Source organism: Dyella lutea, assembly GCF_024158035.1.
GTDB lineage: Bacteria > Pseudomonadota > Gammaproteobacteria > Xanthomonadales > Rhodanobacteraceae > Dyella_A > Dyella_A lutea.
Map to the genome: position 1 here is coordinate 586137 of NZ_JAMZEK010000001.1, position 21330 is coordinate 607466.

13 protein-coding genes are annotated in these 21330 nt (G+C 69.3%); 3 read left to right on the forward strand and 10 right to left on the reverse strand.

Annotated elements, in window-relative coordinates; genetic code table 11:
• Positions 1-20: 20 nt before the first annotated feature.
• The 5 genes from NC595_RS02665 to NC595_RS02685 form a co-directional block, all read right to left on the reverse strand.
• Positions 21-1178: a homoserine dehydrogenase family protein gene (locus NC595_RS02665; protein ID WP_253564731.1), complete on the reverse strand. Its 1158-nt coding sequence runs from the start codon at positions 1176-1178 to the stop codon at positions 21-23.
• A gap of 317 nt (positions 1179-1495) precedes the next feature.
• Positions 1496-4291: a TonB-dependent receptor gene (locus tag NC595_RS02670; protein WP_253564732.1), complete on the reverse strand. Its 2796-nt coding sequence runs from the start codon at positions 4289-4291 to the stop codon at positions 1496-1498.
• Between the two features lie 71 nt (positions 4292-4362).
• Positions 4363-5379: a FecR family protein gene (locus NC595_RS02675; protein ID WP_253564733.1), complete on the reverse strand. Its 1017-nt coding sequence runs from the start codon at positions 5377-5379 to the stop codon at positions 4363-4365.
• Positions 5376-5942, reverse strand: coding sequence for an RNA polymerase sigma factor (locus tag NC595_RS02680; RefSeq protein WP_253564734.1), 567 nt, complete (start codon positions 5940-5942; stop codon positions 5376-5378). The genes NC595_RS02675 and NC595_RS02680 overlap by 4 nt, the downstream gene beginning before the upstream one ends.
• Positions 5943-6159: 217 nt before the next feature.
• Positions 6160-8178: a bifunctional 2',3'-cyclic-nucleotide 2'-phosphodiesterase/3'-nucleotidase gene (locus NC595_RS02685; protein ID WP_253564735.1), complete on the reverse strand. Its 2019-nt coding sequence runs from the start codon at positions 8176-8178 to the stop codon at positions 6160-6162.
• A 175-nt stretch (positions 8179-8353) separates the two neighbouring features.
• Between NC595_RS02685 and NC595_RS02690 the strand changes: the two genes are divergently transcribed.
• Positions 8354-10093 (forward strand): sulfatase-like hydrolase/transferase, encoded by a 1740-nt coding sequence (locus tag NC595_RS02690; RefSeq protein ID WP_253564736.1) that lies wholly within the window; start codon positions 8354-8356, stop codon positions 10091-10093.
• Positions 10094-10111: 18 nt separating this feature from the next.
• Here NC595_RS02690 and NC595_RS02695 read toward each other — a convergent pair whose 3' ends face one another.
• The 5 genes from NC595_RS02695 to NC595_RS02715 all read right to left on the reverse strand — a co-directional run bounded on the left by NC595_RS02695 (position 10112) and on the right by NC595_RS02715 (position 16868).
• Positions 10112-12082 carry an alkaline phosphatase family protein gene (locus NC595_RS02695; RefSeq protein ID WP_253564737.1) on the reverse strand — a complete coding sequence of 657 codons (1971 nt, stop codon included), beginning with the start codon at positions 12080-12082 and terminating at the stop codon, positions 10112-10114.
• 83 nt (positions 12083-12165) lie between these two features.
• Positions 12166-13314, reverse strand: a complete 1149-nt coding sequence (gene nagA, locus NC595_RS02700; RefSeq protein ID WP_253564738.1) for an N-acetylglucosamine-6-phosphate deacetylase — start codon at positions 13312-13314, stop codon at positions 12166-12168.
• Complete coding sequence (locus tag NC595_RS02705) at positions 13314-14348, reverse strand: SIS domain-containing protein (protein ID WP_253564739.1); 1035 nt, start codon at positions 14346-14348, stop codon at positions 13314-13316. Before NC595_RS02705 ends, nagA begins: the two co-directional genes overlap by 1 nt.
• A 109-nt stretch (positions 14349-14457) precedes the next feature.
• Positions 14458-15519: a LacI family DNA-binding transcriptional regulator gene (locus tag NC595_RS02710; protein ID WP_253564740.1), complete on the reverse strand. Its 1062-nt coding sequence runs from the start codon at positions 15517-15519 to the stop codon at positions 14458-14460.
• A gap of 89 nt (positions 15520-15608) precedes the next feature.
• Positions 15609-16868: a sugar MFS transporter gene (locus tag NC595_RS02715; protein WP_253565683.1), complete on the reverse strand. Its 1260-nt coding sequence runs from the start codon at positions 16866-16868 to the stop codon at positions 15609-15611.
• Positions 16869-17367: 499 nt separating this feature from the next.
• On the opposite strand from NC595_RS02715, the gene glk reads away from it, so the two are divergent.
• The gene (glk, locus tag NC595_RS02720; RefSeq protein WP_253564741.1) at positions 17368-18372 is read left to right on the forward strand and encodes a glucokinase; all 1005 of its coding nucleotides are present in this window, start codon (positions 17368-17370) and stop codon (positions 18370-18372) included.
• Positions 18373-18511: 139 nt separating this feature from the next.
• Positions 18512-21208 (forward strand): TonB-dependent receptor, encoded by a 2697-nt coding sequence (locus NC595_RS02725; RefSeq protein WP_253564742.1) that lies wholly within the window; start codon positions 18512-18514, stop codon positions 21206-21208.
• Positions 21209-21330: the final 122 nt, after the last annotated feature.

Sequence of the window (21330 nt, forward strand, 5' to 3'; positions counted from 1 at the left end):
GCGGTCTCGCAGTTGGGCATTCACGCGCGCACCTCGAGCGATTCGGCGATGCGCAGCAGGTCGGCGAAGATGCCGGCGGCGGTGACCTCGGGACCGGCGCCCGGGCCCTGCACCAGCAGCGGATTATCGCAGTAGCGACGGGTGGTGAACTGCACCACGTTGTCGGTCAGCCGCGAATGGGCGAAGGCGTGGTCGGCCGGCAACACGGCCAACCGGACGCTGGCACGGCCACGGGCATCCAGGTGGGCGACATGACGCAGCACGCCGCCTGCAGCCCTCGCCTCGGCGAGCCGCGCGGCCATCGGTGCATCGAGTTCTTCCATCCGCTCCAGGAAGTCGTCGCGCGACAGCGATGCCAGCGCGGCAGGGACCAGGCTCTCCACCGCCACGTCGTCCAGCGACAGCGCCCAGCCTGCCTCGCGCGCCAGGATCACCAGTTTGCGCGCCACGTCCATGCCGGACAGGTCGTCGCGCGGGTCCGGTTCGGTGTAGCCCAGCGCATGGGCCTCGTGTACCAGTGCCGAGAACGGCCGCGAGCCGTCGTGGCGGTTGCACAGCCATGCCAGGGTGCCGGAGAACATGCCTTCGGCGGCGATCAGCTCGTCGCCCGTATCGAGCAGGTCGCGCAGCGTCTGCACCACCGGCAGGCCGGCGCAGACGGTCGCCTCGTAGCGAAAGCGCGCGCCGCTGGCGGCGCTGGCGGCGCGGATCGCCTGCCAGCGCTCGAGCGCACCGCTGCCGGCGAGCTTGTTCGGGGTGACCACGTGCAGGCCAGCGGCCAACCAGGCCGGGTAGCGGGAGGCGACCGCATCGCTGGCGCTGCAGTCGATCAGCAGCGCGTCGCTCGCCTCGACGCCGCGCACGTGGGCGGCGAAGGCGTCTAGGTCATTGGGCCGCCAGACCTGCGCACCGCCGTGGCGGCTGTTCAATTCGGCATCGTCGCAGTCCAGCCACATGCGCTTGCTGGCGACCACGCCGCACAGGCGCAATCGCACGCGGCCTTCGCGTTGCAGCCGCGGCTGCGCGGCACGCAACTGGTCGAGCAAAGCGCTGCCGACGCGGCCGGGGCCGATCACACCGACGGCCAACTCGCGGCAACGGGAAACCGGGGCCGCCAGCGCAAGTGCCGACGGCAGCGGTTTGGGGTGTTCGAGCAGTTGGGGTGCACAGGAATTCACGGTAAGCCTCCGGATGAGGCCCGTGCTCGCTGGCGTGTCGGTGGGAATGCCGGCCCGCCTCGTCGAGGGCGGGGCCGTTGCGTGTGATGAAACTAGTCGCGCACGGACACCCACCCGGAGCGGGTAGTAATGGTCGTGGTGGTAATGGTGGCGACACAGGGGGTGTCGATGCAGCGCCCGCCGACGCAGCACGCCGCGCCGGGGAGGCGTGCGGGGCGGAGGCTGGCGGGAGCGTTGTCGATCGACATGGTTTGGACACTACGGGCGGATTTATGGCGGCGTCAACAGGTGCATTTGCAACCATGCTGGCGCCATGGTCAGCGCTGGTAGTGGACGCTCAGGAGGAAGTATCGGCCCACCACGTCGTCGAATGAGGGGCTGTAGGCGAGCGAAGGCCGGCCGTAGTAGACCGGTTGGTGATCCAGGGCGTTGTGGATGTTCAGGCCGAAGCGCCAGTGGGGAACGCCGCCGTACTCGAGGTTGAGGTCGAGCAGGGTGAAGGCCGGAGTGTCGCAATGCCCGGCATCGCGCAGGGCCTGGGGGCAGGCGAGCGGGCTGTTTGCACTGGACTGGAAGGCGTAGTGCCCGGTGTAGCGCAGGTTGGCGGTGGTCACCCAGTTGCGCAGCGTCCATTCGATGCCGGCCAGCGCGGTCGCCTTGGGCTGGTCCGCGTAGCCGTCGTAGGACTGCGGTGTTGCGCCGGGCTCGATCTGCCGCCGCAGCTTGGAGAGCCAGTCCACGCCGAGGCTGAAGGCGAGGCTGCCGTGGCGCGCGGTATCCAGCCGGTAGCGCGCGTCTAGGTCGAACGAACGCACCATGGTCCTGCCCAGGTTCACCAGTTGCTGGTCGAACGCGTACAGCACGCCCTTGTCGTTGCGGCGGAACAGCTCCGGATAGGCATCCGGATGATCCAGTGCGTAGGACACCGGCAACGGCCGTATCTCGTTCCGGCGATCGACCTGGTAGACATCCAGTGCCACGCCCAGGGCCGGAGTCGGCGCCCACACCATGCCCAGGGTGAGGCTGCGCGAGCGTTCTGGCTTCAGCGCCGGGTTGCTCACACTGTCCAGTCGAAGGGTACACAACGAGTATCCCGGGGAGGTCGTCGCCCGGCTCTGGCACGGCAGCAGGCTGTTCGGGACCTCTACCCGCACGCCGGTGGGTAGCAGCGCCTGCGGTCGGTCCAGTTCGGGCAACGTCGGTGCGCGATAGCCCCGCGCCAGGGTGCCGCGCAGGCTGACGCTCTCGGTCAGGTCCCACTTCAAACCCAGCTTCGGGGAGAAGGCCCAGCCGAAACCGCCGCTGTGGTCCGCGCGACCGGCCAGGTTCATGGCCAGTCCCCGGGCCAGCGGCGTTTCCAGCTCGACGTAGGCGGCGGAGATCCAGCGGTCGCCGCGACGCACGTACGGCGACTGAAACTGGAACACATCGTTGGAGATCAGCAGCGGGTCGGGCTGATCGTCCAGCTTTTCGCGGTAGCCCTCGATGCCCGCGGCCAGCCCGACGCTACCCTCCCGCCACTCGGCCAGCGGGCCATCGGTGCGCAGGCTGAAGCCGGTCTGGCTGGTGCGGCCGGTGCGCATCAGCGGGGGCGCCAGCGCCGCGAGTAAGGCCGCATCGTTGTGTCCCCCCGGTAGGTAGCTGCCATCGGCCAGCGCCTGATCGAGCACGCTGGAGCGCAACAGGCCCTGTACCCGGTCGGTCCCGGCATTGTGCTGGCTGTCCAGGCGCAGATCCCATGCCCAGTTCCCCGGCGTGCCGTGGAGACCGACGCTCACCTGGGTGCTGCGCGACTGGGTGAAGTCGCGGATCGGCCCGACGTCGTTGAATGCGTAGTTGATCACCTGCGCGTCCTGCGGCGCCGCCGGATCGTAGAACCCGATCTGCTCGGTGGCCGGCCCGGTCTGCTGGTGCTGGCGCACCATGTTCCAGCGCAGATCGGCGTAGGCTCGCAGCGAGCCGAGCGGATGATCGACATGGGCGAGCAGCGAGCGGCTGTCGAGCTGTGTCTGCAGCGTGGTGACCGGGCCGGAGGTGTTGACGCACGGGCCGTCCAGCGACGTGCGGGTGCAGCCACCGCCCTGGCTGTCGTAGCCGATCTGGCCACCGTCGAAGTAGTAGTAGCCGTTGCTGTCCTCGCCGGAGTTGCGCGCCCAGGCACGGTCCCGGCCGAGCAGCGGCGAGCGCTCGAGGTAGTCCAGTCCCAGGATCACGTGGCCGCCGTGGCCGAATGCCGTACCGGCGCTGATCGTGCCGCGGTGCTGGGCCGCGTCGCCACGGGAGGAGATGCCTGTATTGGCATCCACCGCGACCCCCTGGAACTGCTTGCGCAGGATGATGTTGACCACGCCCGCCATGGCGTCGGAACCATAGATCGCCGATGCGCCGTCGCGCAGTACCTCGATCCGCTCCACCAATGGCAGCGGGATGCTTTCCAGGTCGTTGACCAGGGCGAATTCGCCCTGCGCCAGGCCATAGCCGGCCATGCGCTGGCCGTCGACGAGGAACAGCGTGGCGGTGGCCCCCAGTCCGTGCAGGTCGACCGCCGCGGCACCCGTGGCCCCGGACAATCCGTTGGCCTGATACAGCGCGTTGTCGGTCATCGCCACCGGGGCATTGTTCACCCGCACGCCGGGCTGGGCGCGCAGCAACTCGAACAGCGTCTGGTAGCCACTCCGCTCGATCTGCTGGCGGGTGATGACGGTGAGCGGCGAGGCTGTCTCCACCTCGGTGCGGCGCAGATGCGTGCCGGTGACCTCCACCGGCAGCAGCGGTACCGGGACGTCCTGCAGGGGCACCGCCGGGAGCGGGTGCCCGGCGGGCAGCGCGGGCGCCGTTCGCGCTGCGGGAAGCCGGAGCACGAAGGTGTCTGCCGTGACTCGCTGCGCCTCCAGGCCGCTGCCACGCAGCAGTTCGGCCAGGGCATCGGCCGGAGTGAAGTCGCCCTCCAGCGGCCCGGCCCGGCGATGGGCGGTCAGCTCCGGCGAATACAGCAGCTGGATGTTTCCGCTGCGGGCCAGCGTGCGCAGGGACTGGTCGAGCGTGCCCGCAGGCAGCCGGTAGTGTCGGGTCGCACCCTGGCCATGCGCTGCGGCGCAGGCCATTCCGAACATGAGCGCCAGCGCGACTGCGACGGACCGGCGAAGCGGCGCGGCGGGCGCGGACTGGCGTGGGGGCATGCCGTTCAGCGTGGCTCGGCAGGCGGCAGCAGGGTGAGTTCCTTCGCACCGGTGCGCACGGCGCGCAGCTTCCAGCCCTGGGCGAGCGCCTCGGCCAGTGCCTGCTGGTCGCCCGCGTGGAAACGGCCGCTGACCCTGAGCCCGGCCAGTGACGGATCGCCCAGGCGCAGCTGGGTTTGCGAGTAACGGTTCATGGCCTGCAGCAGGTCGTCCAGGCGCTGCTTGCTGAAAGTGAACTCGCCCCGGGTCCAGCCGCGCGCTGCGTCCACGTCCAGCGGGGTGACCGGGCCGGCCTGCCCACTGGCGTCGATGTGCACCTGCTCGGCGGGCTTGAGATCGCTGACCCAGGCATGTCCCACCGCATCGCGGCTGACCGAGACACGGCCTTCCAGCAGGCCGACAGTGACGCCATCGGCGCTGCGGCTGACCTGGAACGTGGTGCCGATATCGCGGACCAGGTTGCCGTCGACCACCACCATGAACGGGCGGGCGGGGTCATGCGCCACATGGAACTGGGCGCGGCCATTGCGGAGGATCACCTCGCGCCGGTGGCCGTCGAAGCGTGCGACCAGGCTGGTATCCGCATCCAGCGCCACTTCGGTGCCGTCCGCGAGGGTGACCGCGCGCGGCAGGCCGACGCCGGCGGCGTAGGTCTGCCCGCCCAGGTCCGGTCGGTCGGTCATGATCTGCACGATGCTGACCGCAACCAGCAGGCTGGCGGCGATGCCGGCGGCCAGCCACCAGGCGCGCCGGGGCGGCCGGGCCGCCCGGCGCCGGCTGAAGTCGCGGCGCGCGGCGCGTGCCACCGCGCGCAGCATCGGGTCGCCGCCGAGCAGCGCGGCATTGCGGTGCAGGTACTCCACCTCCGCGTAGGCGGCGGCGTGGTCGGGGTCGGCCGATCGCCAGCGCTCGAAGGCATCCTCGTCCTGCGGGCTGCGGGCCGGCGAATGCAGCCGGGCCAGCCAGTCCTCGGCGCTGCTCGGAAAGTCGGGGATTGCGTGTTCCGTGGCTCGCCGGTTCATGGCCTGACCTCCGTGTGATATGCGCCCAGGCGCTCGCGCAGCAGGCGCAGGGCCCGGCTGATGTGTTTCTCCACCGCCTTCACGCTGATCCCGCAGTGTTCGGCGATTTCGGTGTAACTCATTCCTTCGATCCGGTTGAGCAGGTAGATCTGGCGACAGCGGTCGGGCAGGCGCAGCAATGCACGCTGCAAGGCAGCCAGCTCCTGTTCGGAGGCGGTGCGCTGCTCGTGCGACGGCTCGCTCGCGGCCAGTTCGGCCGTTTCTTCGTCCAGGCTCACGTGCTGGGCATCGAAACGGCTGGCCGCACGCCGGCCGCGGTCGTGCAGCGCATTCACCGCGATCCGGTAGAGCAAGCCGGACCAGGTATCTGGTGCGTAGCCGCGATAGCGGATAAGCCGCGTGAGGCTCTCCTGGGCCAGGTCCTCTGCATCGTCGGCCGAACGGGTCCGCCGTTGCAGGAAACGCACGAGCCCGTCGCGCTGCGATCGCACGAAGCCTTCGAACTCGTTTGCGTCATCGGCCTGTGCGAGTGTTCGCTTCGGGCCGGCCGGACCCAGGGCCATGCCGCGACACCGTGTATTGACCAGGGAAACAGTCGTCACGATATCGCAACCGCCGCGGCTTGTGGCTAACGAAATAAAAGTGCTTCCGCGTCCATGCGGAAGTCTTTGGGCCGCTCTCCATGCGCGGGGGGCATTCGGGCCAGTTGCCGGTTGCTGGTCGGCGTCCGGCCCACACCTCGTTCAACGTCCGGGGTGCCCTACCCCCCTACCTCCGATTTCATGGCGACAGGTCGATCGCATAGGTCGCCGTGCCGTCGCCGTGGTCGGCGAGCTGGCGGATGCCGGTCAGGCCGGCCGCGGCAGCCACGGCCTGCTTGCCAGCGGCGCCCTTGAACACCACCGGACTGCGGGTCTGCAGGGGGGCGAAGTGCCAGGAGGTCGGCTCCAGATCGCCCGGTCCCAGGTGCTGCCTGCGCTCGATCCAGCGGGCCAGGATCTCGCGGGCGCCATCGGGCGAGGCCAGCACGATGCCGCTGCCGTCCAGGCCGGGGAAGTGGCCGCCCCCGTTGGCGCGGTAGTTGTTGGTGGCCACGATGAACGGCTGGTCCGGGATGACCGGTTTGCCGTGGTAGGTCAGCGAGGTGATGCGCTCGCCGGCCGGCCGGGTCAGGTCGATGGTGTAGGCGATGCCGCCCTGGATCTGGTCGAAGTTGTAGCCCACGTAGTGCGGGTTGATCAGCTCCTGCGGGGCGGCCTTGGCCGGATCGATGCGGTTGAAGCGGCGGGCCGACTGCTCCAGCCAGGCTTTCACGCCGGCTCCGTCGGTTTTCACGGCGGCGAGCGTATTGGGGTAGAAGTACAGGTCCGCCGCGTTGCGCAGGGTCAGCGGACCGGGCGCCACGTCGGTGTAGTCGTCCGGACCGCCGAAGCCGGTGCGGAATGCCGCGGCGGCCGACAGTACCGGGATGCCGGCCAGCTCCGGGTGGGTCTTGGGCAGTTCGCGGCGCACGTAGTCCGCCTGCGCCGCGTTGATCGGCGCCAGCGCGGTCATGTTGCCCTCGTCGGCGAAGTAGCTGCTGAGCCGGACCGTGGTGTCGCCGATCGGCGTGTTGACGTAGGCGATGGCGGCCTCGTGCACCTTGGCCACCAGCGGGGCGATCGCGGGATCGGGGGCGACGCAGTCCGGCGCCTCGCCCCGGGCGGCGGGGCGGCAGATCGGCCGCACTTCGCTGTGGGTGTTGACCTTGTCGACCACCCACCGCCCGTCCCGGCGCACCAGCGCCAGCCTGATCACGCCCAGGTCCTTGCCGAAGAACCCGCCCATCACCGCAGGTACACCCCGCACGAAGCCGCGCTTGGCATCCACGTCCTGCATCCCGACGTAGTGCGGCCCGGGGAACTCGGTGTGCGAGTGGCCCAGCAGCAGCGCGTCGATGCCCGGCACGCCGGCCAGGTACCAGCCGCCGTTCTCCATCTGGTTCGTGTAGGGATGGGTGTCCAGGCCGCCGTGCAGGATCGCCACGACCAGATCGGGATGCTGGGCCTCGAGCTGCGGCAGGTATCTGCGGGCGGCCTCGACCACGCCGCTGACGGTGACCTTGCCCTCCAGCTTCTGCTTGTCCCAGTCCAGGATCGGCGGCGGGGTGAAACCGATGATGCCCACCTTCAACGGTACTTCGATGCGACTGCCGTCGGGCGTATAGGCCTCGATGGTCCGGGTCACCACCGTCCACGGCTTGAAGATCGGCTGGCCGTCGCGTGCGCTGTACACGTTGGACAGCACCAGCGGGAAGTGCGGGCCATCGCAACGCTTGCGCATGCCGCCGTCCACGTTCATCGGCGTGCCGGTGACCTGCGAGAGGAAGCCCAGTCCGTAGTTGAACTCGTGGTTGCCGGCGGTGCCGCCGTCGTAGCCCACGGCGTCCATCGCGCGGTAGATCGCCAGTTCCTGGTCGCAGCCCACCGGTCTGGCCAGCGCCTGGTAGTCGGCCAGCACGCTGCCCTGGATGGTGTCGCCATCGTCGAACAGGAAGGTATTGGGGAATTCCCTGCGCGCCTGGCGGATCAGCGTGACCGTGCGCTCGTAGCCCAGGGTCGGGTCGGCTTTCAGCTTGTAGTAGTCGTAGCCAAGGATGTTGGAATGGATGTCGGTGGTTTCCAGCACCGCCACGTCGGCGCGCGCGCCGTCCGGAAGCGTGGCGGGGCGCAAGCCGAGGTGGCTGCAGCCGGCGAGCAGGGCGGCGCCGAGCGCGGCCAGGGCGAAGGAGGCGGTAGGGGCGGGACGGGATGGACGCATGGGACGGGGCCGTTGGCGGGCGGGGAGGCGAAACCTAGCAGATCGGCGTGACCGGCGGCCCCGGGCGGGTCCCCGAACGGCCGACAACGGGGGCGCGGAGGGCACGCGGCAGCGCCCGTCATGTGGCCGTAACATTCGCGTCACGATCAATCATGGTCCGCACAGGGGTGGATCGATGCCAACGTCCGATGTCCGCACGCCGCCGCCCTCGTGGGGGCGCTGGCTGGTGCTTGCCGGCTTTGTTGCCTGTGTGGCGTGGACCGCGGGGCAGGAGCCGGCTCCCGGCGAACGCCTGTTCGTGCTGTCGGTGATGCTGGCGACCGTGGGCATCCTGCTCGCCGCCACCGCCCGACCGGTGCTGGCGCTGCTGTTCGGCGGCGGCGGATTCGTGCTGCTGAAGGTGCTGGGCCAGTTCAAGTTGCGCTACCTGGACTCGTCGCTGATGCCGGCGGACTTCGTCTATTTCGTGCGTGCCAGCCTGCTGGAAACGCTCGAGCACTACCCGCCCCTGCTGCTCGGTGCGGGGGCGGTCGCGCTGGGACTGCCGTTGCTGGCCTGGCTGCTGTGGCGACGCGAGCCGCCGCTGGACCGCCATCGCCCGCTCCCGCGCGCGCTGGCCACCCGCATGCTCGGCGTCGCCGTCGGCGTGCTTGCGCTGCACCTGGTGCTCTCGCCGGAAGGGCCATTCGCCGCCGCACACCACCGCAACGCGTGGGAAAAGCTGTCCGACCCGGCGCAGCTGACCAATTTCTTCGTCAACATCGAGGACGACGACATTCACCTGCCGCCGCGTGCGACCGATGCCGAGGCCGCGCAGCAGTGGGCCGCGTCCGCCGCCGGCGTGTTGCCCGCCGCGCCGGCGGACGCGGCAGGCTATCCGGACATCGTGCAGGTGCTGGAGGAGAGCACCTTCGATCCCGCCGGCTTCACCGCCTGCAACCTGCCGCCGTGCCGGGTCGGCATGTTCCGCGCCGATGCGCACACCCGCGCCCACGGCGCCTTGCGCGTGCACACCTTCGGCGGCGGCACCTGGGTCAGCGAGTTCGCCTCGCTGACCGGGCTGCCGCAGAGCATCTTCGGACCCGGCGGGATGTACGCGCCGTACGTGCTGGCGCCGCGGGTGCGCGACACGCTGCCGCGCCAGCTGCAGCGGCTGGGCTACCTCACGGTGGCGATCTATCCGACCGCCGGCGGCTTCATCAACGGCCGCAACGCCTACCGCGACTACGGCTTCGACCGCTTCTACGACGTCAACGACCTCGGCCTGGTGGCGTGGAAGAGCAGCGACGCGCAGATCTTCGACGCCGCGTGGAAGATCTACGGCGAGCTCAAGCGGCCGGGCCGCCCGGTGTTCATGATGATCCTCACGCTGGCCCAGCACGGCCCGCACGACCTGCATCCGCTGTCCTCGCTGCCGCCGCCCTACAACCACGGCCTGCTGCACGACCTGCCGGCACCGGCGGCACTCAACTTCGACACCTACCTGGCCCGGCTGCAGGCCTCGGACCGGGCCATGCGCGGGTTGGAGGCGCATTTCCTCGATCGCCCGCAGCCGACCGTGCTGCTCAGCTTCGGCGACCACCAGCCGGCCTTCAGCGGGCTGATCCGCGACCTCGCGCGCACGCTGCCGGCCGGCGCGCCGCCGGCGCTGGATGCCAAACGGGACTACCTCACCTACTACATGCTCAAGAGCAACCTGGCCGATTCCCCGCTGCTGCCGCGCTATCCAGTGCTGGACATCGCCTTCCTGCCCAGCATGGTGCTGCAGGCCGCCGGCCTGCCGGCCGATCCGTACTTCGCCGCCGAGACCGCGCTGCGCGATCGCTGCGACGGCCTGTACACCGACTGCGCCCAGCCGGCGCTGCTGGCCTCCTACCACGCCTGGATCTTCGATCGCCTGCACGTCTACCAGTGAGGCGGTCGGCGACCCGGCTCAGTGGCGATCCGCCGCGGCCTGGTCGAAGTAGATCCAGCGGTGGCCGTCGAAGCGCAGCACCTTCTGCTTCACCGTGAAGCTGAAACGGGTGGCTGGTAGCGGCGCGCCGTCGATGCGTACCGTCTTCAGCCCGGTCGCCGCGGTCGCCGGGCGGATCGCGGCGGGCGCCACCGTGTAGTCGGAGACGGGGCGCGCCAGCGGACCGGACAGCGCCTCATGCAGCACGCGACCCTGCGCGGTCGGCAGCGCCAGGCCGAGCACCGCGGCCAGCGTCGGCGCCACGTCGACATTGCCGCTGGGCAGCGGGTCGCGCATCGCCTGCCGGAAGTCCGGGCCGCTGGCGACCAGCGTGTTGTGCACGTCGATCGGGCTGAAGCTGCCGTGCTGGCCGCGCTCGGTCGATGCCGTGCCGACCTCGGTGCCGCGGAAGCCCTGCACTACGGCGTGGGCGTCCCAGGCGTAGCTGATGATCACGTCCGGCCCCCGCTTCGCGTTGCCCAGGTGCACCGCCTCGGCCGGCAGCGTGCCGGGCAGGGTGCCGTAGCGGCGCGCGACGAAGACCGTGTTCACCACCGCGCGCGACTGCAGGAAGCGCACCAGCCGCTGCACCAGCGTCGGGTCGTGCGAGGGCACGTAGTAGTAGTCGGTGCCGTCGTTCGGGGCGATCACCACCGCGTCGGCCGGCAGCTCGTCGGGCACCTCGTAGCTGGGCGTGGTGTAGGGGCCCGGCTTGCCGCAGATGCTGCCGTCGTCGTCGTAGCGGGTCGGGTGCAGGCGGGTGCCGTCGGCGCGGATGCCGCTCATCACCGGCGCGTAGATGCAGCCCTGGCCGTCGTAGGCGTGGAAGCCGGCGCGGGTGAGGTCGTCGGCCATGCGCACGCTGCCGGAGACCGAGTAGCCCCACGCCGGATCGAGGCCGCCGACGCGACCGTCGTTGATCGTGCGCAGCGGGAACAGCTCGGCCGGGCCGGCCACATTGCTGTGTCCGTGGTCGGACACCACCACCAGGTCGGTGTCGTCGGCCATGCCCAGCTCGCGCAGCTTCGCCTGGAGCCGGCCCAGCAGCTCGTCCTGCGCCTGCAGCGCGCGGTGGAACTCGGGCGAACCCACGCCGTACTGGTGCTGGGTGGTGTCGGGGTTGCGCAGCCAGACGACGCTGATGTCCGGCCGGTGCTTGGGCAGCACCTCGTCGAGATAGACCTGCATCATCCAGGCGTTGGCCGGCCCCGGCGTGGTCTCGCCGCCGGCGGTGGCGTCGGAGGTGACGCCGTCGCGCAGGGTGGCGAGCTTGCCCGGCGCGGTGGGCGCGCCGTTGTCCTCGGCCAGCTGCAGCTGCGACGGCAGGTAGGTGTGCACGATATTCGCCGGCAGCGGGTAGCCGGCGCGCTGCAGCTCCTTGGCGAAGCGCAGCGGTAGCACGGTGTTCTCGTCCAGCAGCACGTTGTCGCCGCCCTGGTCCGGCAGCTTGTAGTCCTGCAGGAAGGCCGGGCCGGACTTGCCGATCACCGCGGTGGTCAGCCCGGCCCGGTGCGCGGTGGCCAGCAGGGTCGGTACCTGCAGCAGCTCGCCTTGCTCAAGCCGGTCGAGGTCGCGCAGCACCGCATAGTCCTCGGTGTAGATCGGGTTCTGGAAGTCCGCTGCCTTGCCCCTGGCGTTCAGACCCTCGCCGCCGGGCGCCCAGAAACTGTTGCCGTAGAAGCCGATCGGCCCGAGGAACGATCCGGTGGCGAAGCTCGACGCGTTCGCCATGGTGAAGGTGGGGTAGGTCGAGTGGTTGTCGGTGAAGAACACTCCGCGCTGCGACAGCGCCAGCAGGTTCGGCGTGTCCTCGGCGCTGATCGCGTCCGGACGCATGCCGTCCCATACGAACACAATGACACGGTGGTGTGCGGCAGGCGCGGCGTGGACCGTGCCGCACAGGGCGGCGAGGCCGAGCAGCGGGGCGGCCAGGCGACGGAGCAGGGACATGCGGAAACCTCGATGCAGCGGTGGCGATGCGATGGACTACGGATGATCGCACCACCCCGGTTGCAGTCCCGTGGCAGCAGCGCTCACGCTGCGAACGCGCCCCCGATCCAGCTGCCCTTAACGGTCAGCGTGTCGTCCAGCAGCACCAGGTCGGCGCGCTGCCCGGCGACGATGCGGCCGTGGGTGGCGCCCAGCCCGATCCAGTCGGCAGGGTAGGCGCTGGCCATGCGCGAGGCCTCGGCCAGCGGCACGCCGACCATCCGCACCAAGTTGCGCAGGCCGGTGGCCATGTCCAGCGCGGAGCCGGCCAGCACGCCGTCGTCGCTCTGGCAGACGCCGTCTTTCATCACGATGGTCTGGCCGTTGAGCACGTAGTCCGGGCGGTCCGAGCCGACCGGCGGCATCGCGTCGGTGACCAGCACGCTCTTGCCGCGGGCCTTCGCCGCGATCGCCACGCGCAGGCTCGCCGGATGCACGTGATGGCCGTCGACGATCAGGCCGCACCAGCTGTCGGCGTCTTCCAGCGCGGCGCCGACCACGCCGGGTTCGCGGCTGGCCAAAGGAGTCATCGCGTTGAACAGGTGGGTGAAGCCGCGCACGCCGGCATCCAGCGCGGCGCGGGTGGTGGCGTAGTCCGCGCCGGTGTGCCCGGCCACCACCACCACGCCGGCTTCGCTCAGCCGGCGGATGGTGTCGGTGGCCACGCACTCCGGCGCCAGGGTCAGCATCACCACGCCCAGGCGCGGCCGGCAGATCAGCGCCAGGTCGTCCTCGCCCAGCGGGCGGAACAGCGCGCTGTCGTGGATGCCCTTGCGCGCGCCGGCGAGGAACGGGCCCTCCAGGTGGATGCCGAGGATGCCCGGCACGCCCTGCTCGATCGCCGCGTCCACCGCGTCCAGCGCGTTGGCCATCACTGTCGGCGTGTCGGTGATCAGGGTGGGCAGCAGGCCGGTGGTGCCGTATTTCCGGTGCGCCGCAGCGATCCCGCGCAGGGTCTCCACCGTGGGCGCGTCGTTGAACAGCAGGCCGCCGCCGCCGTTGACCTGCACGTCGATGAAGCCGGGCAGCAGCAGCCGGCCGCCGAGATCGTGCCGTTGCGCCGCGGCCACGCGTGGATCGTGCTCCGGGCACACGGCGAGGATGCGTCCGTCCCGCAGCAGCACGGCGAGCCCGTCGCGCGGGCCGTGCTCGCCCATGACGCGGCCGTTGACCAGGGCGGTAGTGGCGAACATCAGACGGTCTCCGTGACCTTGCGCAGGTGGGGCGGTACGTCCGGATCGTACCCGCGCGCCAGCGCGAGCGCCGCGGCCGCCTTGTAGAAGCTCTGCACGGCCAGCAGCGGTGCGGCCAGCGGCGAGACGCCTGCCGCCAGCGGCAGGCAGTCGTCGTCGTCCACCCCGGGTGCGGCCAGCAGCACGCGTGCGTTGCGCTGGCGGAACTCGCCGGCTACCGCCAGCGTGTTCGGCAGCGTGCCGTCGTCCTGGGCGAAGAACAGCACCGGGAAGCCGGCGCCGACCAGCGCCATCGGGCCGTGCTTCACCTCGGCCGCGCTGAACGCCTCAGCGTGCAGGCCGCAGGTTTCCTTGAGCTTGAGCGCCGCCTCCAGCGCGGCTCCGAAGCCGAGCCCGCGGCCGACCACGAACAGGTTCTGCACCTCGCGCAGGCCCTCCACCATCGGCGACCAGTCGGCGTTCCAGCCGGAGCGCAGCTGGCCGGGCAGGTCCGCCAGCATCGCGTCGAGCGCGCCATCACCACGCCAGGACGCGGTCAGTTGCAGCACTGCGGCCAGCGAGGCGAGGTAGCTCTTGGTGGCGGCCACGCTCTTCTCCGGCCCGGCGTGCAGCGGGATGAAGGTGTCGGCCATCGTCGCCAGCGGCGAATCTTCCACGTTGACCAGGGCGACCACGGTGGCGCCGGCGTCCTTGGCTGCCTGCGCCGCGCGCAACAGGTCGGGGCTTTTGCCGGACTGCGAGATCGTCACGAACAGCGCGCCCTCGAGCTTCAGCGGTGCGTCGTAGATCGAGGACACCGACGGCGAGGCCGAGGCGGTGACCAGCCCGAGCTGGGTTTCGAACACGTACTTGGCGTAGGCCGCGGCGTGGTCGGAGCTGCCGCGGGCGCAGGTGACGATGAAGCGCGGCGGATTCGCGCGCAGGCGCGCGCCCAGCTCGGCCAGCCGCCCGGCGTTGCGGGCGAACTGGCGCTCGATCACCTCGGCGCTCTCGCCGGCCTCGCGGTACATCAGGGTGGTGCTTGCGTCTTTCATCGGGGTATCCGTCAGGCGAAAGGGGACGCGCGGCCGCGCGCCACGGCGCCGGTCGGGCGTCGTGGATGGCGGTGGCGGGAATGGGGTTGGACCGGCGCGCGGCCGGCGGTCAGTCCGCGCGCTTGCGCGGCACGGCACCGCGCGGCGGCGCGGTGGAGCCGCGCACCACCAGCTCGGGCACGAAGCCCTCGTTGGCCGGTGGCGGCGTGTCCTCGCCGGCCTCGCGATGGGCCAGTTCGTCCATCAACCGCAGCGCGGCGTGGCGGGCGATCTCGCGGGTGGACTGGCGTGCCGTGGTCAGCGCCGGCCAGGCCTGCTTGGAGAACGGGTTGTCCTCGAAGCCGGCGATGGAGAGATCCCACGGCACGTCCAGCCCGGTCGAGCGCGCCGCGGCCAGCACGCCGGCGGCGATCTCGTCGTTGCTGCCGAAGATCGCGGTGGGCGGCTCCTTCAGCGTGAACAGCTTGCGCGCGCCGCGGAAGCCGTCGTCGAAGGCGTAGCGACCGGGCAGCACCAGCTTCCTGTTGAGCGGGATGCCGTAGTCCTTCAGCGCATCGGCGTAGCCCTGGTAACGCTCCGGGCTGGAGCGGTGGTGCGGCTCGCCCCACAGGAAACCGATGCGCGTGTGGCCGAGCTGGATCAGGTGCTCGGTGATCGCATAGGCCGCGTCGCGGTCGTCCACGTAGACGCAGGGGTAGCCGTCCCGCGGGTCCTCGCGTGAGGCGATGATGCGCACGAAGGCCACATCGTGTTCCTTCAGCGTGGCGATCAGCTCCGCCTGCTCGGACATCGGCGGCGCCAGCACCAGCCCGGCCAGTCGCGCGCGCTTGACCAGCGACACCAGTTCGTCCGCCAGGTGCGGCGAGCTGGCGTCGCAGGGATGGATCTGCAACCCGAAGCCGCGCTCGCGGCAGGCCGACAGCACGCCTTCCTGCAGGCTGATCACGTAGTGCGCGTTCGGGTTGTCGTAGACCAGGCCGATCGCGTAGGAGTGCGCCGCGCGCAGGCTGCGCGCGGACAGGTTGGGGCGATAGCCCAACGCCTCCACCGCGCGCTCCACCTTCTGCCGGGTGTCGGCGCGCACGGACGCCTCCTGGTTGATCACCCGCGAGACGGTCTTCAGCGAGACTCCGGCCCGCTTGGCGACGTCTTTGATGGTGGCATGGCGCAACGCGGGACACTCCTGGCAGGGGGCGACGCATCGTAGCCCACCCGGCCCGGCCGGTGGCGGATGCGAGGGGTGCCGCCGTCATCGCGATCTCAGCCGGCGTGCTGGCCGACGCGATGTCCGCGCAGGCCGTAGAACAGGATGTACAGGTAGCACGGCACCATCAGCAGCACGAAGGCGAGCTGGAAATCGATGTGCAGCTTCAGATGCGCAAAGGCCTGCGGCAGGATCGCGCCGCCGGCGATACCCATGATCATCCAGGCCGAACCGGCCTCGGTGTGCCGCCCCAGGCCGTTGATCGCCAGCGGGAAGATCGCTGGCCACATCATGGCGTTGGCAAAGCCGAGCGCGGCCACGAAACCCACCGAGATATAGCCGGAGGTGGCATAGGCGCCCAGGCAGAACAACACGCCGAGCAACGCCGACACCGCCAGGTAGCGCTGCTGGCTGATGAGGCGCGGGATCAGCACCAGTCCAGCCAGGTAGCCCACCAGCATCGCGCCCAGGGTGAAGGCGGTGAAGAACTTGGTCTGGTCCAGCGGCAAGTGGAAGCTGGCGCCGTAGGTGCCGATCGCATCGCCGGCCATCACCTCCACGCCGACGTAGAGGAACAGGCACAGCACGCCCAGCCACAGATGCAGAAAACTGAAGAGGCTGCCGTCGCGGTGGCCGATCGCCGCCTCGGCATTCGCGCCGGAGGGCTTGATCTCCGGCAGCGAGGAGAACGCGATCCAGATCGCCAGCAGCACCAGCAGGCCGGCCATCACCAGGTAGGGCAGGTGCACCTTGCTGGCGAAGGCGTTCAGCAGCGCCTCGCGGGCTTCCGGGGTCGGCGCCGCCTTGACCTGGGCGTCGATGTTGTCGATGCCGCTCAGCACCAGCGCGCCGATTACGAACGGCGCCGCAATGCCGGCGATCTTGTTGCAGATGCCCATGAAGGCAATGCGCTGCGCCGCGCTCTCGATCGGGCCGAGGATGGAGATGTACGGATTGGACGCGGTCTGCAGCATCGACAGGCCGGCGCCGATCACGAACAGGCCGGTCAGTGCACCCGGATAGATGCGCATGGTGGTGAACTGGCCGAACGTCGCCGCGCCGACCGCCATCACGAACAGGCCCGCAGCGATGCCCTTCTTCATGCCGATGCGCCGGAGCACGGCCGACGAGGGAAGCGAGAAGACGAGATAGGAGATGTAGAACGCGAACGGCACCAGGAAGGCGTTCACGTCGTCGAGGTTGAAGGCCAGCTTGACGAAGGTGATCAGCGGCCCGTTGAGCCAGGTGACGAAGCCGAAGATGAAGAACAGCACGCCGATGATGATCATCGGCCCGAGCGTGGAGCGGCCGGCCATCGGCGCGGCGTCGAGCGTGGTGGACGACATGCGGAACTCCCCGGAACGGTCTGCAACGGCGTGGTGGATGGTCGGGCGATGCTCCCCGGCTTCGCCTTTCCCAGGCTCGCTTTATGGACGTCCATGGCCAACGTTGTCAATCGGCTCCGACGGATCGTGTCGTGGCGAAGATGACCCGTCCGGCGCGCTGTCGGACGCCTGTCCACGCCTGCGAGTGATGCGATGCGGCAGCTCCATTTTGTGAGCCATGCCGCCGAAAACCCGCCTTTTCATGCGCCCCAAGAGTCCGCTGGGGGTGTCCGGTCAGCCGCCCGTCGGATGGGCTTGTTGCGTCGCGCCATCGATCCCCTCGACCGTGTCGAAGGAAATGGTTGACAACGTTGTCACGCCGTAGACACACTCGGTCGCTATGGGGTCCCACGGGCGCTTGCCGCCAGGGACCGGAGGGAACACGGGGGAATCCGGCGTGGCGGACGTGGCGGGACAAAGCGCAGCAACGATGATGGCGGGCGCCACGCGACCGTTCCTGGCAGCCGACGTGGGCGGAACCCACGCCCGCATCGGCCTGGTCAGTCGCACGCCCGGCACCGCGCAGCCGGTGCAGGTGCATGCCTACCACCGCTACGCCTGTGCGGACTGGCCCAGCCTGACCGCGGTGCTGGAAGACTTCGTCACCCACCTCGCACCGACGGCGCCGATCGAGCAGTGCGCGGTGGCCAGTGCCGGCTACGTGCTGGGCGACGCCATCGTCAATGACAACCTGCCATGGCCGGTGTCGATCCGCGAGATCCGCGAGCGGCTCGGACTGGCGCGGCTGGCGGTGGTCAACGATTTCGAGGCGGTCGCTTTCGCCACCCAGTTCCTCACCCGCGCCGACACCATCGGCGTGATCGACAACACCGCGCCGGCCGCGCCGGGTCCGGTGCTGGTGATGGGGCCGGGTACCGGGCTGGGTTCGGCGGTGCTGCTGCCGGGGCCGCAGGGTCCGACCGTGCTGGCCACCGAGGCCGGGCAGATCGCGCTGGCGCCGGGCAACGAGCGCGAGATCGCGATCCTGCGCATCCTCGCCCGCGAGCGTTCGCACGTGTCGTTCGAGCACGCGCTGTCCGGCCCGGGCCTGCTCAATCTCTACCAGGCGCTGTGCGAGCTGGAAGGCCGCGAGCCGACCCTGGCGCGCCCGGCCGACATCACCCGCGCCGCGCTGGATCGCAGCGACGCGCACGCGGTGGAAGCACTGGAGGTGTTCTGCGGGCTGCTCGGCAGTTTCGTCGGCGATCTGGTCCTGCTGTACGGCGCACGCGGGGGCGTGTTCCTGGCCGGCGGGATCCTGCCGCAGATCCGCGAGCTGCTGCTGACCAGCTCGTTCGCCACGCGGTTCTTCAACAAGGGCGTGATGCACGCCTACCTGCAACAGGTTCCGGTTCGCCTGATGGAGCACGGCCAGCACGGCGTGATCGGCGCGGCGGGACTGTACCTGGAGGGTCATTCGGCGACGGAGTGCTGAGCACGTCGTCGCCCTGGTTCCGGTTTCGCAACACCCACGATGCAGTAGTTCCACGTCAACGGGCGCAAGCCCAGCAACTTCACCGGCCGCGGCTTCCCGTTAGAGGACCGTCGCCGAATGGCTCTGAGGGGAGGACACCATGTCACATCGCAAGACGCTGTTAGCCGCGAGCATCATCGCCAGCCTGTGCATCGGCGGAACACTGCAGGCGCAGGATGCCAACCAGAACACCACGACGCACAAAGAGAAGGTGAAGCAGCTCGCTGCCATCACCGTCACCGGCATCCGTGACAGCGAGGCCGAGTCGCTCGCGCTGAAGAAGGATGCGAATTCGCACGTCGAGATCGTCACCGCCGAGGATATCGGCAAGCTGCCAGCCAAGAACGTGGCCGATACGCTGCAGCGCCTGCCCGGCGTGAACATCAGCTCGTCCAGCGCCAGCGAGGGCGGCTTCGACGAAAGCGACCGCGTCAGTCTGCGCGGCACCGCGCCCAGCCTGACCCAGACCCTGGTCAACGGCCACACCATCGGCACCGGAGACTGGTTCGTGCTGAGCCAGGTGCAGACCGTGGGCCGCAGCGTCAGCTACAGCCTGCTGCCGTCCGAAGTGGTCAGCGAAGTGGTGGTGCACAAGACCTCTGAAGCCAGCATTGTCGAGGGTGGCGCTGCCGGTTCGGTCGACATCATCACCCGCAAGCCGCTCGAGTTCGCCAAGCCGGTCACCGCCGAGGCGTCGATCGGCGCTGTCTACTCCGACCTGCCCAGCGACACCAAGCCGCAGTTCAGTGGCCTGTTCAACTGGAAGAACGACGCCAATACCATGGGCGTGATGGTGCAGGGCTTCTACGAGAAGCGCAGCCTGCAGCGCAACGGCCAGGAGGTGGTCGGCGGCTATGGCACCACCACGGTCAACGGCCAGACGGTCTACTACCCGAACGAGATCGGTGCCGTGCTGTTCACCCAGCAGCGCGAGCGCAAGGGCGGCGTGATCGACTTCGAGGTCAAGCCGACCGACAACCTCACCCTCGACCTGAGCGGCTTCTATTCCAAGCTCAAGGCCGACAACTACAACCGCAACTACATGATGTGGGCCAGCAACGCCCTGGCCAACGGCGGCGTACTTACCGCCAACTCGATCCAGAACAACGTGGTCACCAGCGGTTCGATCGCCGGCGGCACGGGCGCCTACGGCGTGTACGACCAGATCTCCCGCCCCGGCGCCGCGTCGGAGTCGAAGTACCTCACCCTCGACGCCGACTGGCGCGTCACCGACCACCTCGACCTGAAGGGCCAGGTCGGTACCACCCGTGGCACGGGCCAGAGTCCGACGCAGGACGTGATCGAACTCGGCACGGCCGTTGGCGCCGGTTCCAGCTGGAACATGAACGGCATCGGCAAGCCGATCGACTGGACCCTGGGCGGCGACAACAGCTCGCCGTCCGGCATCTACCCGCAGGCCGGCTGGATCTTCGGTGGCCAGGGCATCAAGGTGAAGGACAAGGAGGACTGGGCACAGTTCGACGGCGAGCTCGACTTCGACGACGGTGCGCTCACCTCGTTGCAGTTCGGTGCCCGCTACGCCAAGCACGAGCGCAGCAACCCGTTCGAGGTGGCGCAGGGTCCGAACTGGGCATCCGACTGGCAGAATCCGGCGGCCTATCCGACCGATCACCAGAACTACCCCGGCGACTTCAACAGCACCGTCGGTGGCAGCTTCCCGACGGATATCTGGTACTACACGCCGGGCCAATTGGCCCAGATCGATGCGAAGTTCGCCAACCGCGATCCGGTCGGCCGCTTCTACTTCAACGACATCTACAAGGTGCAGGAAAAGGACACGGCGGCCTATGCGCAGCTGAACTTCGAGTCCGGCATCGCCAGCGGCAACGTCGGCGTGCGCTACGTCAAGACCAAGGAAGACATCGGTTACACCAGCACCGCTCCCGACGCGCTGGCCTCCACGGTGACCGGCCCGATCACCGGTTCGGCCTTCGGCGACTACTACTGGAACACGTACCGCCACAGTTACAGCAAGTTCCTGCCGAGCGCCAACCTGAAGTTCAACCTCGACGACCAATGGGTGGCCCGCTTCGCTGCGTCGCAGACGATGACCCGTCCGGACTACTCGGCGCTGGCCGGCTCGGTATCCGCCGACGACCTGACCCACACCGGCAGTGGCGGCAATCCGCAGCTCCGGCCGCTGATCTCGACCAACTTCGATGCGGCGGTCGAGTGGTACTTCGCTCCGCGCGGACTGCTGTCGGCGGGCGTCTATGCGATGAACCTGAAGGACTACATCAACTTCGGCAACGAGGTACGCAGCTTCAAGGACATGCAGGCCAGTCAGACCGCCGGCCACGACGTGTACTCGGACTACCTCATCAGCGTACCGAAGAACGTCAACGGCCAGGTCCGCGGCGTGGAGCTCAACTACATCCAGCCGATCGGCGACAACTTCGGCGTGCAGGCGAACTACACCTATGCCGACGGTCACGCCAGCGGCAACAAGCCGCTGCAGGGCACCTCGAAGAACACCTACAACGTGTCGGGCTACTTCGAGAACAAGCGCTTCAACGCCCGCATCAGCTACACCTACCGCTCGCAGTTCTACGCCGGCGTAAGCCGCACCGACACCTACTTCCAGCAGGGCATCGGCAACCTGGCGGCTTCGTTCGGTGTGCAGCTGACCGATTACATGTCGCTGTCGCTCGATGCGATGAACCTCAACAACCCGAAGCTGAAGTACTTCACCAAGAACGATGTCTACGGCAAGCAGCCGTACGCGTTCTACGTGAATGGCCGGCAGTACTACCTCAACCTGCGCTTCAAGCTCTGACCTGTCCAGCGCGGCATCGCCTCGACCCCGATGTCGCGAAGGACCCCGGCCATGGATGGCCGCCTCCCTTTAGAAGAGTTTCTTTCTACTCCCCGCGGGTCCGATCTTCGGGCCCGTTTTTT